Origin of the sequence: Dyadobacter linearis, from assembly GCF_907165045.1 — a bacterium.
In the GTDB taxonomy this organism is placed as follows: Bacteria; Bacteroidota; Bacteroidia; order Cytophagales; family Spirosomataceae; genus Dyadobacter; species Dyadobacter linearis.
In genome coordinates this window covers 661,590-677,546 of record NZ_CAJRAU010000002.1, presented here as the reverse complement: position 1 = coordinate 677,546, position 15,957 = coordinate 661,590, and the positions used below count along the sequence as shown (strand labels likewise).

The 15,957-nt window shown below is 45.3% G+C and carries 16 protein-coding genes; 10 read left to right on the top strand and 6 right to left on the bottom strand.

The window, feature by feature from the left end; all coding sequences use genetic code 11:
- The first annotated feature begins 10 nt into the window (after positions 1 to 10).
- Positions 11 to 1,081 carry a dipeptidase gene (locus KOD92_RS08895; protein ID WP_215233187.1) on the top strand — a complete coding sequence of 357 codons (1,071 nt, stop codon included), beginning with the start codon at positions 11 to 13 and terminating at the stop codon, positions 1,079 to 1,081.
- 330 nt (positions 1,082 to 1,411) lie between these two features.
- A complete protein-coding gene (locus KOD92_RS08890) occupies positions 1,412 to 1,582 on the top strand; it encodes a hypothetical protein (RefSeq protein WP_229254603.1) in 171 nt (56 codons plus the stop codon).
- A gap of 103 nt (positions 1,583 to 1,685) precedes the next feature.
- On the opposite strand, the gene KOD92_RS08885 is transcribed toward KOD92_RS08890, so the two are convergent.
- Positions 1,686 to 2,582 (bottom strand): carboxypeptidase-like regulatory domain-containing protein, encoded by an 897-nt coding sequence (locus tag KOD92_RS08885; protein ID WP_215233185.1) that lies wholly within the window; start codon positions 2,580 to 2,582, stop codon positions 1,686 to 1,688.
- Between the two features lie 115 nt (positions 2,583 to 2,697).
- Positions 2,698 to 4,935 carry a bifunctional alpha,alpha-trehalose-phosphate synthase (UDP-forming)/trehalose-phosphatase gene (locus KOD92_RS08880; RefSeq protein ID WP_215233184.1) on the bottom strand — a complete coding sequence of 746 codons (2,238 nt, stop codon included), beginning with the start codon at positions 4,933 to 4,935 and terminating at the stop codon, positions 2,698 to 2,700.
- Between the two features lie 554 nt (positions 4,936 to 5,489).
- On the opposite strand from KOD92_RS08880, the gene KOD92_RS08875 reads away from it, so the two are divergent.
- The 3 genes from KOD92_RS08875 to KOD92_RS08865 are packed head-to-tail and all read left to right on the top strand — an operon-like array spanning position 5,490 to position 7,856.
- Positions 5,490 to 6,044: an RNA polymerase sigma factor gene (locus tag KOD92_RS08875; RefSeq protein ID WP_215233183.1), complete on the top strand. Its 555-nt coding sequence runs from the start codon at positions 5,490 to 5,492 to the stop codon at positions 6,042 to 6,044.
- A complete protein-coding gene (locus tag KOD92_RS08870) occupies positions 6,022 to 6,765 on the top strand; it encodes a hypothetical protein (RefSeq protein WP_215233182.1) in 744 nt (247 codons plus the stop codon). Before KOD92_RS08875 ends, KOD92_RS08870 begins: the two co-directional genes overlap by 23 nt.
- 26 nt (positions 6,766 to 6,791) lie before the next feature.
- The gene (locus KOD92_RS08865; protein ID WP_215233181.1) at positions 6,792 to 7,856 is read left to right on the top strand and encodes a hypothetical protein; all 1,065 of its coding nucleotides are present in this window, start codon (positions 6,792 to 6,794) and stop codon (positions 7,854 to 7,856) included.
- Here KOD92_RS08865 and KOD92_RS08860 read toward each other — a convergent pair.
- Complete coding sequence (locus KOD92_RS08860) at positions 7,853 to 8,239, bottom strand: nuclear transport factor 2 family protein (protein ID WP_229254602.1); 387 nt, start codon at positions 8,237 to 8,239, stop codon at positions 7,853 to 7,855. The genes KOD92_RS08865 and KOD92_RS08860 overlap by 4 nt on opposite strands.
- Positions 8,240 to 8,429: 190 nt before the next feature.
- Positions 8,430 to 9,761 (bottom strand): glucosidase family protein, encoded by a 1,332-nt coding sequence (locus tag KOD92_RS08855; RefSeq protein WP_215233180.1) that lies wholly within the window; start codon positions 9,759 to 9,761, stop codon positions 8,430 to 8,432.
- A 97-nt stretch (positions 9,762 to 9,858) separates the two neighbouring features.
- Here KOD92_RS08855 and KOD92_RS08850 point away from each other — a divergent pair, with 97 nt between their 5' ends.
- Positions 9,859 to 11,271, top strand: coding sequence for a DUF4932 domain-containing protein (locus KOD92_RS08850; protein WP_215233179.1), 1,413 nt, complete (start codon positions 9,859 to 9,861; stop codon positions 11,269 to 11,271).
- A gap of 48 nt (positions 11,272 to 11,319) precedes the next feature.
- Here the strand turns inward: KOD92_RS08850 and KOD92_RS08845 are convergent, their stop codons facing one another.
- A complete protein-coding gene (locus KOD92_RS08845; RefSeq protein ID WP_215233178.1) occupies positions 11,320 to 11,847 on the bottom strand; it encodes a hypothetical protein in 528 nt (175 codons plus the stop codon).
- A 78-nt stretch (positions 11,848 to 11,925) separates the two neighbouring features.
- Between KOD92_RS08845 and KOD92_RS08840 the strand changes: the two genes are divergently transcribed.
- Positions 11,926 to 12,696 carry a class I SAM-dependent methyltransferase gene (locus tag KOD92_RS08840; RefSeq protein ID WP_215233177.1) on the top strand — a complete coding sequence of 257 codons (771 nt, stop codon included), beginning with the start codon at positions 11,926 to 11,928 and terminating at the stop codon, positions 12,694 to 12,696.
- Positions 12,697 to 12,769: 73 nt separating this feature from the next.
- Positions 12,770 to 13,000 carry a DUF433 domain-containing protein gene (locus tag KOD92_RS08835; RefSeq protein ID WP_215233176.1) on the top strand — a complete coding sequence of 77 codons (231 nt, stop codon included), beginning with the start codon at positions 12,770 to 12,772 and terminating at the stop codon, positions 12,998 to 13,000.
- Between the two features lie 32 nt (positions 13,001 to 13,032).
- Here KOD92_RS08835 and KOD92_RS08830 read toward each other — a convergent pair whose 3' ends face one another.
- Positions 13,033 to 13,668: a bifunctional 4-hydroxy-2-oxoglutarate aldolase/2-dehydro-3-deoxy-phosphogluconate aldolase gene (locus tag KOD92_RS08830; RefSeq protein WP_215233175.1), complete on the bottom strand. Its 636-nt coding sequence runs from the start codon at positions 13,666 to 13,668 to the stop codon at positions 13,033 to 13,035.
- A gap of 192 nt (positions 13,669 to 13,860) precedes the next feature.
- Between KOD92_RS08830 and KOD92_RS08825 the strand changes: the two genes are divergently transcribed.
- Positions 13,861 to 15,039, top strand: coding sequence for a sensor histidine kinase (locus tag KOD92_RS08825; protein ID WP_229254601.1), 1,179 nt, complete (start codon positions 13,861 to 13,863; stop codon positions 15,037 to 15,039).
- Positions 15,014 to 15,784, top strand: a complete 771-nt coding sequence (locus tag KOD92_RS08820) for a LytR/AlgR family response regulator transcription factor (RefSeq protein ID WP_215233174.1) — start codon at positions 15,014 to 15,016, stop codon at positions 15,782 to 15,784. The genes KOD92_RS08825 and KOD92_RS08820 overlap by 26 nt, the downstream gene beginning before the upstream one ends.
- Positions 15,785 to 15,957: the final 173 nt, after the last annotated feature.

The following is a 15,957-nucleotide window of genomic DNA, read 5'->3' as shown; positions in this document are numbered from 1 at the left end:
TATTACAAAGATGTTTTTATTTGACGCACACCTTGACCTTTCCATGAACGCCGTGGAGTGGAACCGTGACCTGACCCAGGACCTTTACACAATAAGGGACAGAGAGAAAAATTTGACCGACAAACCCGACCGCGCCAAAGGTGTTGTGAGTTTTCCGGAAATGCGGAAAGGCAATATCGGTGTTTGCGTGGCTACGCAAATTGCCCGGTACGTGAAGCCCGACAGTAAAATTCCCGGCTGGCATTCGCAGGCGCAGGCCTGGGCGCAAAGCCAGGCGCAGATTGCCTGGTATAAGGCGATGGAAGAAGCTGGTGAAATGTTCCAGATTACTACTTTCGAACAGCTTTCCAAACACCTCGCGCTTTGGGAAAATGCTGCGTCGACAGAAAATCTGCCGATCGGCTACATACTGAGCCTGGAAGGTGCCGATTCTTTGATCAGTTTGAAAAACCTGGAAATTGCGTACGGATACGGGCTGCGGGCGATCGGTCCGGCGCATTACGGACCCGGCGTATATGCGTATGGTACAGATTCTGATGCTCCTTTGGCACAAAAAGGAAAAGACCTGCTGCGCGAAATGGATAACCTGAACATGATCCTCGATGCGACGCATTTGTGCGACACTGCATTTTGGGAAGCGATGGATATTTACAAAGGGCCTGTGTGGGCTAGCCACAATCTCGTTCGTGCGATCACCCCGCACAACAGGCAGTTTTCAGACGAGATGATCAAAACGCTTCTGGAAAGAAATGCGGTGATCGGAATGGCGTTTGATGCCTGGATGATGATTCCTGGCTGGGTACGGGGAAAATCGACGCCCGAAAGTACGGGACTGAAAATCGAGCATATCGTTCAGCATATTGATCACATCTGCCAGATCGCCGGTAATGCAAATCATGTAGGTATCGGTTCGGATCTCGACGGTGCCTACGGAAAAGAGCAGTCGCCGGGTGATCTGGATTCAATCGCCGATTTACAGTCGATCACTTCCCTGCTCGCTGCACGTGGCTATTCGGAAGCTGATATTGAGAAAATTATGTGGAAAAATTGGGTAGAATTCCTGCGTTCCGCCTGGAACTGACAGTGTTAAGTTTCGATTAGACTGAATTTATAAAATCTAATACTTTCTTAATATTATAATAAAAGTATTATCAAAAAAGCTTCGCAACTTTGGAAAAGAATTCCGGTTGCGAAGCTTTTTTATTAAAGCGTCCTTGTAATCATACTTATTTGGATTAATTATAAATAAGTACGATATTTACTCACAGTTCGGAGCAGCGGCGAATGCCGGTTTTATCAAATAATATCCTTCATCAAAAAAATGGCCCGTAAGTACAAGATATCATTCAGAACACGAATACAAAATAACAAGTCTTTCCAAAGACTGCACGATTGCCTTAAACAGCTTAATGTGAAACATTGGGCTTACGATTTCCAGGACTTTATGTTGACCCTTACCTCGGAATTATCGGATTTTACCCTGATCCAGGCCACTTTACGGTCGGCGGGTTATGTTTGTCACTTTATCAAGTTGGAAAACCTGAACGAGGCTGGTGACTTCTCGTCAGCCAGCGCTGCCTGATACTTTCAGATCGGTGATGTGAAGATTTCTTTTCGCTTGTTTTATATGTATTTATTTCGAGCGGTAGAAAATTGAGAGACATCACCGATTGTTAATTGGCTAATTAGTATTGCCTTCGTAAAAAAAAGTCAAGATCGAGACTATCATTAGTATAATGCAGGTTGGTTGTACCATTGGGCTGAAATAAATAATTTAACGAAATGCCTTTCTCTGCTATTTTAGTTTCATTTTCATCCCACTCACCAGTTGTTTCTTCAAATTCAAGCAGCACTTTTGCGTAAGAATTTCCTTTTGAACATTTTACAAAAAAACCTACTATCTCAGGTTCCAATGTCAAGTTATATTTGTAGCCACTAGTCGGTGCTACACAACGTTCATATAGCAAGGATGACTTCACCTCGCTTCGGTAAATGGGATGCACTCCATATTTACTTATAATTCGCAACGGGTGTTCAAAATTGGAATTAGCTTCAAGCCAGATGTCGCATTTGGAAGTATCATCTTTGACACATAAAGTTGCTATATCAAGGCCGAATAAATTCACCGCTGGTATTGGTGATGTCGATTTATGTTTGGTAAGGTATCTGTTATAGATTTGAATGTTCCTGCACTCATTTATATCAAATGAAGCAATCGTTGAAGAATTGAAGGCAATTTCTAATAGACTGATATTTAGTTTAATAGTATTGGAATCTAGCCAACGCGACAACTTCACTGGTACAAATCCCTTCTTTTTAATCGCTATTTCAAACTTAACTCCCTTGTTAAATTCAGCTACGAAGTATCCGGCCGAGTCAGTTCTAACACTTTGCTCAACCAGCGACATATCGTCGATTCCGCTTTCTTGCCTACAAAATATCAACACATCGGCATTCTGTAACGGTAATCCAGTAAGCCCGTTTCTTACTCTACCGGACACAATAACATGATTATAATTTGAAGTACACGCTTGTGTAACAACAGTCGCCATGGCGACAAGCAGATAATAGAGCTTTCTCACGCAGGTTTACAAATGTTCCTGGCAATATGCCCCTTAAAATCATAAATAAAGTTATCCGATTTTTTAACGGTCGATTTTGGCAGATTGCGATCCGCCTCCTTACACTAACTGAGAGCTACTCCGAAACCGAAGAAACCATAAACGTCAGGAAATGAAAGACTTCATCCTGACTTCTGATATGATTGCGCGCGGCAGACAGATCGTCACCAATCTTGATCGTAAATGAAGTGTCCGGCAATGCTTCGAACATATCCTCATCGGTGGTATCATCTCCAATCGCGAGTACAAAGTCGTAACTGCCATTATCCACAAACATCCGCGTCGCTGTACCTTTATTGAATGCGGTTTTTTTGACTTCCACCACCTTATTTCCGTCAATCACCTGCAAATTAAGCTCCGGCTGAATGTAATTTTTGAGTTGCCACAAAAGCTCCTGCGCTCGCCTGGTCGCATATTCCTTTTCATCGGCAGTACGGTAATGCCACGCCAGCGAAGTTTCTTTCTCCTCAACAAAAGCGCCGGGGCACCTTTTCGCGTACATATCCATAATCGGGCGGATACTCTCTTTCCATCCCTCCTCATAATCGGCATTGAGCATCCACTCTTCCGAACCTTTCGTTTTCACGAGTGCGCCGTGCTCTGCGATAATATGTACCGGCAAATCATTGAACAGATCGCCCAGAAATTGTTTATCACGGCCACTCACAATCACGACGGTATCCCGCTTCGCAATTTCACCGATCAGTTTCTTTACATCTTCGGAAATAATAGCCTTCGCCGGGTCCGCCACGATCGGCGCAAGCGTACCATCGTAATCGAAAAACAGAATCCTGTCAGTTGAAGCTTCGTAAGCTTGTCTGATCGCGTCGATACCACTGGTGTTCAGAAATACCTGGCGCAATCTATCGTGTTCTTGTTCTAGCATTGTCATTTGGGTAAAAAAGTCATTGGTCCACGCGAAAACGTCGTAATCCTTAATACGCTCGCGCATCGCATCCATTCGTTTGGTTTGCTCTTCGACGGGCATTTCAAATGCCTGCTTGATCGCATCGGCAATATCCTGGCTGTCAAGCGGATTAATAATGATCGCCTCTCCCAACTCCGCCGCCGCTCCCGCCATTTCACTGAGTATCAGCACCCCTTTCCGATCCTTGCGACTGGCTACATATTCTTTACACACGAGGTTCATCCCGTCGCGCACGGGTGTAATAAGCGCCACGTCGCTGGCTGTATACATGCCCACCAACTCGTGGTAAGGCATTGAGCGATATTGATAAATGATCGGCTGCCAGTATATATTGCCAAAGTCTGCATTGATCTTGCCCACGGTCTGGTCAATATCTGATTTCATCTGCTGGTATTGCTCAATCGTGTCACGCGAAGGCACTACTACCATCACAAAAGATACCTTTTCATGCCACTCAGGATATCTTTCCAAGAATCGCTGATAACCTTTCAACCGGTGGATAATACCTTTTGAGTAATCAAGCCTGTCAACCGAAAAGATCACTTTTTCTTTAAGCGACTGCCGCGCATCGTTTCGCGCCTGCATCACTTCCGGTTCGTCAAATGCCGCATTGAACTTCTCAAAATCAATACTGATCGGAAACGAATCGACTTTGACTATCCGGTTACTCATATTAATGTAGTGCAGCTTGTTTCCATATTCAGAAACGAGCCGCGCAGCTTTCAGGAAATATTCAACATAATCATTGGTATGAAATCCAACCACATCGGCACCAAGTATCCCATCGACCAGCGCTTTCCGCCACCTTACCGGCAGCATTCTGAAAAGCTCATAGGACGGAAACGGAATGTGAAAAAAGAACCCGATTTTGTTCGAAGGATACTTCTCGCGGATCATGCCCGGCAGCAGCATTAACTGATAATCCTGCACCCAGATCGTGTCGTCCGGTTCCAGTATTTCATCTAGTTTTTCAAAAAAGAGCCTGTTGGCAGTCTGATAAGCTTCGAAATATTCATCATTAAATCGGGCAAGGGAAGGAAAATAATGGCAAAGCGGCCAGATCAAGTTATTGCAAAAACCTTCGTAATAATTCTCATTTACCTCCTCGGGAATAAAGACAGGGTGTGCCTGAAACTCTTCATTTGCAAGCGATTGCCCTTCCAGTTCTTCTCTCGTGTTCTCCGAAAAGCCTACCCACTGGATCTTCTCACTGGTATTGAATTTTGGCATCCGGGTGTCCTTTACAAGAGACAAAACTGCCGATACCAGTCCTCCTGAATTTTGGAACAGACGGACCTGATCATTTTCCCGGACTAATTTGAAGGGTAATCGATAAGCAACTATGATTAATCGTCCGGAGCTACCTGAATTTGTTAAATTTTCCATACGCGGTTTCTAATCGGCAAAACCTGTGCCAGAAGCGTAGAATTGACGTAAATAGCCCAGATGAATTCAATTTGTGCCTGAAAGACTACTAAATGACAGCCCTGACAACGACACCTGCCCGACATATTCCATGTCCGGTTTTATGATGTTTTCACTCCCGAAATTTTGCCTTTGCGTGGATTTGCATTAGCTTAGCTACGCAACCTCTGTTATCATATTACAGGAACGCTTCTAGTGATGCAAATCGGCGAGAGTTGATTGCTAGCAATGAAAATTGCTGTTTTCCGCAGAATAATATGATAACTGAACACAAATGCAGGTTTTTAATAAACCTCAGATTAGTCCAGGACTACAATCATGTAATCGCAGATTAATGCTGTGCCACTCTTTGTTGTGGGTTGCCGGCGGTCAGAAATGGCCGCCATTTTTTATGCCCTCACCAATATGCATTTTCCCTGCCGCAGCTACTCCCGATCTTTTTCAAAAATAATCCTGCTTACAGGCAACCGTTTGCCGGGTGAGTTCCTTATTATCGTGATTCATCCCGACCGCCTTTGATCACCCTCGCAATCATTTACGCAGCCCAGCAACAAGATGCGTATGCGCAGCGGCAGATCTTTGATTGCTACGGAAGGATCCTGTTCCGGCTGGCGAAAAGATATCTCGCCGATGTGCCCAAAACAGAAGACGCAGTTTCCGAATCTTTCTATATCATTTTCAAAAAGCTGGGAAACTGCCAGTTCGAAGCGGTGCCGCCATTTGAATTATGGATTAAAAAAATTGTCGTAAATGAATGCCTGCATATTCTCAGGAAAGAAAAGCGAATGGAATTGCTGACCGAACAAGATCAGGAAAACTATGCAATCGACACCGACACTATTGAACACTTAACGGCAGAAGAGATTTTCAAACTCATAGAAAGCTTACCCGCAGGCTACCGGACTGTGTTTAATTTATACGAAATAGAAGGGTACCCACACGCTGAGATCGCTCAAATGCTTGGAATCAGCGCAGGTACCTCGAAATCGCAGCTCAGCAAAGCGAAGAATATGCTACAAAGAAAAGTTATCGAATTGGATCCGGCTTATGCAAAACGAAAGATTGTTTGATAAAATAAGGGAAGCTTCGCAGACCAATAATGCCGGAAGCGAAGACTTTAACCCGGAGAAAATCTGGGCTAGTGTAAAAGAGAAGCAAAAACCCAAAACCGTGTGGCTTTGGTGGCCTTATGCAGCTGCGTCAGTTCTGTTGTTGATTGTAATTACTATTTCGGTATTAAAACCGGAAAAACAGCAAGTACTGGCAAACAAAAGTATAACCCCAGCTATTTCCCCAAAATTACACGCCGATAAGTTACAGACTGATAATAAGCTGGTTGGAAAAATAAATCCGGGTTTTGAGATAGTTACAAAGCCAATAAAAAACCAGCCCGATCAAGAGGACTTCAAACCTGAAAATCAAATATCCGTCAATGAAAATACGGAGGTGGCCGCGCCTCAGGTTGCTGATATTCCCACTGTTACACAACCAATTGAAAGCAGCATTAACATCGCGAATACAGTTGCCGATTCAGTTACCGCGAAGCCGCGAGCTGAGAAAGTGCTCATCGCAGATATTGACCTACCGGAAGAAAACACCGTCCAGCTTTCCGCTTTGCAGCGCATATTCGATCAGGTAAAAAAAGACAGGAAAGCAAGGAAAATGCGCCTGCAATTTGACAGAAATGTGGGTAAGCCAACATTCTGGTCTTTTGTACAGCAAAGTTTCGTCGAATATCCGACAGTTGTTAAACCATCCCCGCCGCAAAAAAATCTGGAAATGAAGCATTGAATTACTTAATAACCAATCTATTAGCCATGAACACAATCCTTTTGACCCTCGGAACACTCCTATCCTCCCACCCTAACCCCACGCCACCCGACACCATCATTTTGAATGCAGGTAAAAACAGCAAAGTGATATTTTACGGACAGTCTCCGGAAGATCTTAAAAAGCTGGAAATGCTGGATTTAAATAAAATCCTGAAAGAGTTAAATGGCACTCAGGCCGGCACAGAAGAAGCTCAAAGACAACACGTTACACTAACCAACACAGATTTCATCAGCGAACCTGCAAAACTTTCAAAGTCCCAGCAATATCTCGCAAATACCTTCCTGAATTTGCACGTCGGGGCCGGGTATAATATCAACCGATATACATTTTTCCAGGCTTCTCCGGCTGTGATGAACCACCCTACCGGCACGCTGACATGCGACATTGTGATGCAAAATTTACTGACGAGCAGCCTGTCCGTCGTGCACGATATGAAGTTCATCGACCGGCCCCGGCACATTGTTTCACTGCGTTATGGAGCAGGAATCGGACTGAATATCCAGCGGTACCTGCATTGGAACCTGGTGGAGCCCGTGCTGTTTAAAGATTTGAAACAGGTAACCGACCGGGCGAAGCAAGTAATGAAAGAAAATCAGATCACGCCATTGAAGTCGGATTTTAATGCTTTACAGACCTACATACAGGTGGCGCCTCGTTTTGCGATGAAGAATAAAAAGGGCCAGTCGACCTTTTACCTCAATGCAGGAGCCAGAATCAACTACAACAGAAATTTCCAAAACGCCAGCCCATCGTTGTATTCGAATGCCGTAATTATCAATAACCCTTCCGGAACCACAGTGGTGGACGATAAGGGGCCGATCATCACAGGCGGCGGGTATGGTGTTTATAGTGAAAGACACACGCTCGGACTGAGCTATGTCGCCGAGATCGGCTATAAATGGATCGGACTTTTCGTGCTCTATTACCCGAATTATGTGGAGTTGAAAACGAGCCCGCTGAACGGAACAGACACAAAAAATCCCGGCTTTTCACCTGGGAAAACCGGGAAACTTGGGTTCGCTTCTTTTGGGATCAAACTCGGGCGCTAAGACAAAATCTTCACAGCCTGGCGCGCGATCATCAACCATTTTCCATTCGATTGTTTTTGCCAGACCTGCAAAACTTTAATGTTGGCCGTTCCCGGACCTTTTCCCGCGTCGTTCGTTTTAGCAGTAAGAATATGCCGCACAATCGCTGCATTGCCGGTAATTGTGATCGTTTGTTCAGTCAGGTCCATGGTGACGAAATCATACTTTTTGCTGATCAGCGATTCCACAAAAGTCTTCTGATCTTCCACCAGACCATTCGAATGTCCGTAGCTCAGATCCTTTGAAGAAATTTCTTCCAGACCCTTTTGGTTTGGTTCTACCAGCAATGCTTTCAGCGCCTCGACCGCTTTTGCAACTTCCGCTTCTTCTTTACTTTGGGCCATGCTTTTTTGTGAAAAAATTAGGGTTAACAACAAAACGGCCATTCCGCCGAACAACTTGGATCTTAGTTTCAGGTAAGTCATATTTTTAGTTTTATATCAAATCTTGCTGTTAAAAATACCAGGCGGCTCAACTATACTTGCCGGAAAGCCAACAAATCGTATTTCGCTACAACCTGAGCTGGCTTGTAACCTACTGCTGGTTGGTGGTCAATGCGATCAGCGGGCAGCTCACGGTAGTCAGGTACACCGGACCTCGAATACCTTCCGCCGTAAAGCATTCAACCGGAGAATTGAAGGTTGGCCCTTTTCTGTAATCATTTTCGCGCAGCTCGGCAATGTACTCGGCAAGCAACTTCCTGGCAGACTCCGGTTCGGTTTGAGCAATCAGCAATGCCACCCAGCCCACGGGAGTGCCCCAATACGATCCATTCTGATACGTGTTTTTTGGAACGATCGCACTTTCCCAGGCCGTTTTTTCATTAAAATCCTGGTCGGTCAATACGTGCCGCACACTTCCTTTGTAGGATAATGTTCCTTTTTTAAATGCGGCGGCAAGAAAAGAACTCGCGATCTCGACCTGCTTTTTATCCAAAATACCCCAATAGGAAGCCAATGCAGTAGCCCACACATCAGGCTGGGCACTTTTGCCTGTCGAAGCCAGCAGCATTCCATTTTTATCCAGAAACGTTGCAGGAATAGCTCGCTTGATCGTTTCTGCAATCTTCAAATAGGATGCCCCTTTTTCTCTGTTACCCGTTTTCTCAAAAAGCGCTGCGAGCTGCTTTGCCGCGCGATATTTCAATAGGGAAGGATATACCAGCTTCCCGGTAATCCGGATCGCGTCGCGGAATCCGAAATCCACGCCTCTGAAAGTTTCATTTGTAAAAACGAGCTGATCCGTCAGATCTGCTGGCGGAACTCGAAATGCGATTTCAAGTCTTTCCAGTATTGTGCTTCCATTGGTTTTATGTTGAAAAAACTGCGTATCAGATGTCGTTTTGAAATAGTGATAACCCATTTCTATAAAGTAAAACTGATCGCAATACGGCGGCGTCATTCCGTACTCTTCCGTTCCCTGCCCGATGTAATCGTAGGTGCCGGGAAAGTAGATCGGCCTATTATCATCGACGCGAATATGGTCTGCAATCGCGCCAAACGGCACCATACTTCCGCCTTTCGTAATCCACGTTTGGTCGCATTGAGTGGCTGCGGTGAGTATCAGCATGTGTTTTTGTTCGGCTGCGGTAACCATTCCTGTTTCCAGTGACATCGCATAATCGCGTATCCAGAACGAAGGGTAAGTGCTCCGGCCGCCGGGACGGATGAGCGTTCCACCGGTATTGTTTTTCCCATAAGGCGCCGGCAGGCTTTGCCCGGGGCGAATGCGCGAACTGTCGAGCACATCCCGGGTCATTTTTCTCAGAAAATCCATATCTGCGCCGGAAATCAGCGCGCTATTCTGGGCAAAAATCGTGGTGGTTACAAATAGGTACAGGGAGGTAAATGCAGCTAGCTTTCTCATTAGTAAAAAAGCAGTTACGTAAGTTATTTTACCGAAACAAGGATAGAAAATAACGATACCTGCATTTTATTGACCAATACTTAAACCCCGGTGACTTATGCTGCTACAATTACCCTTCAAACAATTTGCGACGGCTACTTTCCTGCTATTCACATTTGTCCCTGCGCTTGGCCAGCAATTGCCTGTGATCAAAGCCAACACTCCAAAAGCCAAGATCAGGATCGGAACGCATATTCAGGAAGGTTCCTGGGGGATCGATGCTAGCGTAAAACCGGATATATTGGATGTATATGTACCTGCGGCAAACATTCCCGTCACCTTTATTACCGACCAGGATTCGATCCAATTCCAGGTAAAACCCAACAGCTTTCAGGAATTTGTGATCCTTGTAAATGGAAAAGACAGCGCCCGTACCGCGATCAAAGGCATTCCAATAGTACCGCGTGCACATTATTCTGAGGAATATAAAAAGTCACATTCCGGCAAAACTTCGGTTGAGATCCCTGCTTTTTACGAGCTGATCAATATTGTGTTCGCCCTCACCGCAGAAGGCCGGAAAGATAACGGGCTGATTATGAAGAACACCCCCTACTACACCGACGTCATGCAGTGGTTTGACAAGTTCAGCGACGAGCCGGTTGTGAAAAGTATCAATGCTGAACTGAGTGAATCGGATGCATATTCCGCCCTCAAAATGGACGCATATTCTTTCGGGCTTGAAGGTAACAAAGTGGTAAAAAGCCCCGTTTACGATCGGATAGGATTTTCAAATTCCAATAATCTGCAACACCAGGTCGCTGGTTTACAGGATTTTCTGGTCAAAAGTAACTTCCCTGAGTTCTTCGCTAAACACCAACCCTACTACAATGAACTGATCGTCACCTATCGCGACTCGATCGGCGTGCCCGAAATGCAGAAGTGGCTGAATACCAACTTTCCGTCGACCCGATACGAATCTTTCAAAATCATTTTCTCGCCGCTGGTGGCCGGAAATCAGTCAGCTACCTGGTTTAATTACGACGGCTTCAAAGAAGCGCAGGCGCACGTCAACTTTCCATTCAGGAACAGGAAAGTGCCACACATACTTTCAAATGAAGCACAATTAGTCGCCGCCGGCAGCATTCTGTTCACCGAATTGAACCACGCATTCATCAATCCCGAAAGCGAAAAACCTGAGTACGTGACGCGAATCCAAAAAGCATTTACCGACCTCAGCATTTGGAATGATCCTGACAAGCCCGCTAAATATTATGAAAGCCCGTCGGAATCCTTCAATGAATACATGAACTGGGCGCTCGTCTGCCTGCGCTACGCAGATTATGCGCCGAAAAGCGAACAACAGAGATTGGTTAGTGATACTGAAAAAATGTTGGTAGAAATGCGCGGTTTCCGGAAGTTTGCCGCATTTGACCAGTTTCTGGTCCCGCTTTATAAAAATCGGAAAAAGGGGCAGGTATTGGCTGACCTTTACCCGCAAATCGTAGCATGGTTCGAAAAGAATGGAAAATAAGTACTATTCTTTTCGAATATATTAAAAGTATTATTTTTACCAAACTTACTAAACTGTTTCTACTTTTTCTACATTAACGTACATCATGCCGGGTTTTTCTGGGTGATAGCTAATGGGCAAGGTATTGTTGCTACGCGCCCGCAGATAAATATCCTCGTCAACTTCCACCCACACCCCAACAGGATCCAGAGCATGAACAATGTGAAGAAAGTGCCTCCGAGTTTCGTAATTGCCTTTTTTAGTTTTCGTATCCCGGATCGTTCCGTGACCTTTCCGGATAAATGTTTCCCGGGGATATAACCTTGCTTTACGCATTCTGCCGACGAAAGCTGGAATTTTCTTGATCAAATAAGAGAGTACCAGTGGAGTTGTCAGCAAAAGAAAAAACTGAAATGTGGGTATTCCCGTTTTCTTTTCGTCGTTGAGATCATTTATTTGCTGCCAGTGCGCAATTCTTGCGAAGGAGAGCAAAAAGGCAAAAGCAGTTCCACCGATATACAGTATGCGCGACACGATCGTAGTTACTTTTTCAAGCCGATTCACGGTCCGGTCTCCGTAAAATTCCCTGTCAGCCATATTCAAATGCTGTTTAATCCAATCGATAAAGTAAGTTTGAAAACTATATTACTGTTTTTACCTTACCCAACATAAAAAATGATGACGTTAAGAGAATTGTTTTACAGCCACAAAGGAAATCTCGTCCATAAGTGGGACCATTATTTTGATGTTTACGAAAAGCACTTTGCCAAATACCGCGGACAAAAAGTCAATATCCTGGAAATAGGGATTTCGCACGGAGGTTCCATGCAGCTCTGGAAGAAATACTTTGGCGACGGCGCACACATTTATGCTATTGATATCAACCAGGACTGCAAAAAATTAGAAGAGGAGAATACGACCATTTTCATCGGGTCTCAAAGTGACAAAGCTTTTCTTGAAAGTGTTGCAGCGCAGATTCCCGATCTGGATATTATCATCGACGACGGCGGCCACCTGATGGACCAGCAGCTGACCTCATTCGAAACGCTTTTCGGGAAAGTAAAGGAAGGCGGCGTGTATCTGGTTGAAGATACCCACACTTCATACTGGACGGAGTTTTACGGCGGATTGCGCAAGCCGGGTACATTTATAGAGTATTCCAAAAGCCTCATCGACCCGCTTTACGAAAGCCACCTTCACGAAGCTAACCAGTTAACTTACAATGATATAACCAGAAATATCAGCTGTATCTCCTTTTATGACAGCGTTGTTGTTTTCGACAAGGAAAAGCGGAAAAAGCCATTTCACAAACAAGTCGGCAATATGACGATCACGCCTTACGTACAAATGGAAAAGAAGCAGGAAACCTTCTGGGACTCATTAAAAAACAGATTCAAACCAAAATCAAAACACAGTTTTGAAGAGAATGACGGAGGATTTGTTTGAATGAGTGCCGAACGGAGAATCCGTGTTTGCACCATTTTTTGTATATTGATTTGAAGATCAAGAAAACCGAACTATGAATTTTGGACAAGTAAGCATCGATCCGGACATTATGAGTGGCACGCCCGTGTTTTCCGGAACGCGGGTTCCCATCAGGAACTTGTTTGATTATATTGAAGGAGGAGAAAATCTCTCCGAATTCCTGGACGATTTCCCGTCAGTTTCAAAAGAAGCCGCTTTGGCCGTTCTCGAAATGGCAAAGCAAACACTATCTACCGAAAAGGTCCTCCATGAAAATTTTGCTTGACGAAAGTTTGCCTCGCAATTGAGCATTACGCATCAACCCAACTTCTCTACAAACTGCATAAAATGAGCTTTTAATCCGTTCCAATCTTTGGCTTCAATTAATTTTTTGTCAAAAAGTTGCCCGCCGATTCCCAGGCCGTTTGCGCCGGCGTTTAAGAAAGCGGTCATGTTTTCGAGCCCTACTCCGCCGGTTGGCAGCAATTTGAGCTGGTTCATCGGGGCTTTCAGGTCTTTGATGTACTCGGGGCCCAGGGAAGTGGCGGGGTATATCTTGACCATTGTCGCGCCGAGCGTCCAGGCGTTGTAAATTTCAGTAGGTGTAAATGCGCCGGGAAATATCGGAATGCCCTTTTTTACGCAGGATTTAATCACTTTTTTGTTGATCACCGGGGTCACAATAAACTGAGCTCCGGCTTCGAGTGCAGCTTCCAGATCGTCTTTTGTACAAACCGTGCCGGCGCCGATATTCAGTCCCTCGCTTTCATTTGCAATCGCCCAGCTGATCATTTCGGCAGCATCGGGCTTATTCATCGTGATCTCAACGGTCGTGAGCCCGGCTTCCCGGAAGATCGGCAGGATCTGCTTCACATCTTCCAGTGCCACATTGCGGATAATCCCGACAATAGGCGCTTTTTCAAACATCGTTTCTGAAAATTTTCCTTTACTCATTGTGTAGTTGGTCCAAAGTCAATTCTTGTGTTCTATCCGGCAAATATCCGTAAGAATTAGCAACCGGGAAATCATTTTAAATAACAATGCCCACGCTTTACGTAAAATGCCTGTTATCTATGCTTTCCCTGAATATAAATTTGTCTCACGCATCCTCTATTCATAAAAGTGTCCCTAAAAGACAAAAATTTCTTGCGGCGACTGCTCGATCAGTCGCAGTTGCCCCTGTCTGAAAAAGATTTCTGGCAATATTCCTTCTATTACTGGGGTCTGTTCGCCCTGATCACTTTGTGGCAGCTGACGATGCTGTGGCCCATGCGGGAAGGTTACGAATTCAGGCCGCACGAAACGTTTATCTGGCTGCTCGACGGGCTTTTCTGGTGGTCTACTTCGCCGCTCGTACTCTGGGCTTCTCTCAAATTTCCGCTCGCGTTTAAAGGTACGCCTGGCTCGCTGCTCAAAGCGACGCTCATTCACCTGCTCATCGTCACGTTTTTAAATGTATTTGTGAACCTGGTGCATTACTATATTACCAACCCACTCATGTTCAGTCTGGTAGGCCAGTCAATTCCGATGGAAAGCTATCTGTTTTCCTTCTATTTCGGATTCACGGGAAGCTTTGCACAGTACCTGCTGCTGGTTGTGGGTTTCAACACAGTTTCTTACATTTATCGTTACCAGGCGCTGAAACAGCAACATTTCGAAACGGAACTTAATAACGAACAGCTCCGTAGCCAGCTCGCCACAGCCCAGCTGCAATCGCTCAAAATGCAGCTTAATCCTCATTTTTTGTTCAATACCTTACATGCAGTGGTAAGTTTGATGGTTAAAAATGATAACCGGAAAGCGATCGTGATGGTCACTACCCTAAGCGACCTGCTCCGCGCGGTGCTGATCAACCAAAAAGCCGATTTTATACCTTTGCAGGAAGAACTGAAACTCACCCGGCAATACCTAGGTATTCAGCAGATCCGGTTTCAGGATAGGCTGAAAGTGGAATACGAAATCGACCCGGCCTCAGAATTGTATCCGGTTCCGCAGCTTATTTTGCAGCCGCTCGTCGAGAACTCGATCACCCACGGCATTTCCGACCTGACTACCAATGCATTGATCCGTATTACCAGCTCAGTGGGCGCAAAAGGACTGATTATCAGGGTTTATGACAATGGTATCGGCACAAAAATTTCTACCGAAGGAATGGGACTCGGACTAAAAAACACAACTTCCAGACTCCAGCAAGCTTACGGCGAAGAAGCAGGACTCACCTTCGAGCGGCCACCCGAAGGCGGCACGCTAGTAACACTTTCATTTGAAGGTGAACCCAAAACCACAATCAAGAAACCAAATGAAACATACCTGTCTGATTATTGATGACGAGATCCTGGCCCGGGATGTGATCCGTACTTTTTTGCAGGATGATCTCACGATAGAAGTGATCGGCGAGGCTTCGAATGGTTCCGAAGCGGTTGTGAAAATATTGCAGCACCGGCCAGACCTCGTTTTTATAGATATTCAAATGCCGGAACTGGACGGATTCGGGGTATTGAAGGAAATATGGTCACACCACCAGCCTTTCGTCGTTTTCACTACTGCTTACGATCAATATGCGCTCAGGGCATTTGAAGTAAATGCGATCGATTACCTGCTCAAACCTTTTGACGAGGTGCGTTTTCACCAGTCGCTCGGGCGGGCGAAAGAGCGGCTCGGCCAGAAAGCGCAGCCGCGTATCGAGGAGCTCGTCAGTAACTTGCTCCGGGATCAGCGGGACAAGACAGGCAACTATCTGCAAAGAATTTTGGTCAAGGAAGCGGGTAAAATGTACCTGGTCAAGACCCAGGATATCAGCCATTTTTCAGCCGACGGCAACTACATTTCCTTATTTACCACAGCTAAAACCTACACGATCTACGAAAGTCTGAGCAGTCTCGAAGGCCGCCTCGATCCCGAAGTGATGATTCGCGTGGGGCGCTCCAATATCGTGAATATGAACTACATATCAGAGCTGGAAACCTACTTCAACGGAGAGTATATCATTCATCTGACCACTGGCGACAAAATAAAATGGACGCGGGGGTACCGGGATAATATAAAAGCTTTTTTGACTAAAATGGGCTGACCTGCCCGGAAGCTGATCAGCCCAATATGCATTTTAAATAATATAACCCTCAGCTTAAATAGTTCTGCTTCAAGAATGGCGGTTTTCAGCGCATTTTGAAAAACAATTCAATACCCTGTTAAAACTTAGCCATGTTCCTGAAAATTTCTACCTCCACCAGGTCTGCGTCCGCA

Excerpts from the sequence above, each read along its gene's own strand:
- KOD92_RS08895 (WP_215233187.1), top strand. The coding sequence starts at position 11 with ATGTTTTTATTTGACGCACACCTTGACCTTTCCATGAACGCCGTGGAG.
- KOD92_RS08880 (WP_215233184.1), bottom strand. The coding sequence starts at position 4,935 with ATGGAAAATTTAACAAATTCAGGTAGCTCCGGACGATTAATCATAGTT.
- KOD92_RS08870 (WP_215233182.1), top strand. The coding sequence starts at position 6,022 with ATGCAAAACGAAAGATTGTTTGATAAAATAAGGGAAGCTTCGCAGACC.
- KOD92_RS08865 (WP_215233181.1), top strand. The coding sequence starts at position 6,792 with ATGAACACAATCCTTTTGACCCTCGGAACACTCCTATCCTCCCACCCT.
- KOD92_RS08860 (WP_229254602.1), bottom strand. The coding sequence starts at position 8,239 with ATGGCCCAAAGTAAAGAAGAAGCGGAAGTTGCAAAAGCGGTCGAGGCG.
- KOD92_RS08855 (WP_215233180.1), bottom strand. The coding sequence starts at position 9,761 with ATGAGAAAGCTAGCTGCATTTACCTCCCTGTACCTATTTGTAACCACC.
- KOD92_RS08850 (WP_215233179.1), top strand. The coding sequence starts at position 9,859 with ATGCTGCTACAATTACCCTTCAAACAATTTGCGACGGCTACTTTCCTG.
- KOD92_RS08845 (WP_215233178.1), bottom strand. The coding sequence starts at position 11,847 with ATGGCTGACAGGGAATTTTACGGAGACCGGACCGTGAATCGGCTTGAA.
- KOD92_RS08840 (WP_215233177.1), top strand. The coding sequence starts at position 11,926 with ATGATGACGTTAAGAGAATTGTTTTACAGCCACAAAGGAAATCTCGTC.
- KOD92_RS08835 (WP_215233176.1), top strand. The coding sequence starts at position 12,770 with ATGAATTTTGGACAAGTAAGCATCGATCCGGACATTATGAGTGGCACG.
- KOD92_RS08830 (WP_215233175.1), bottom strand. The coding sequence starts at position 13,668 with ATGAGTAAAGGAAAATTTTCAGAAACGATGTTTGAAAAAGCGCCTATT.
- KOD92_RS08820 (WP_215233174.1), top strand. The coding sequence starts at position 15,014 with ATGAAACATACCTGTCTGATTATTGATGACGAGATCCTGGCCCGGGAT.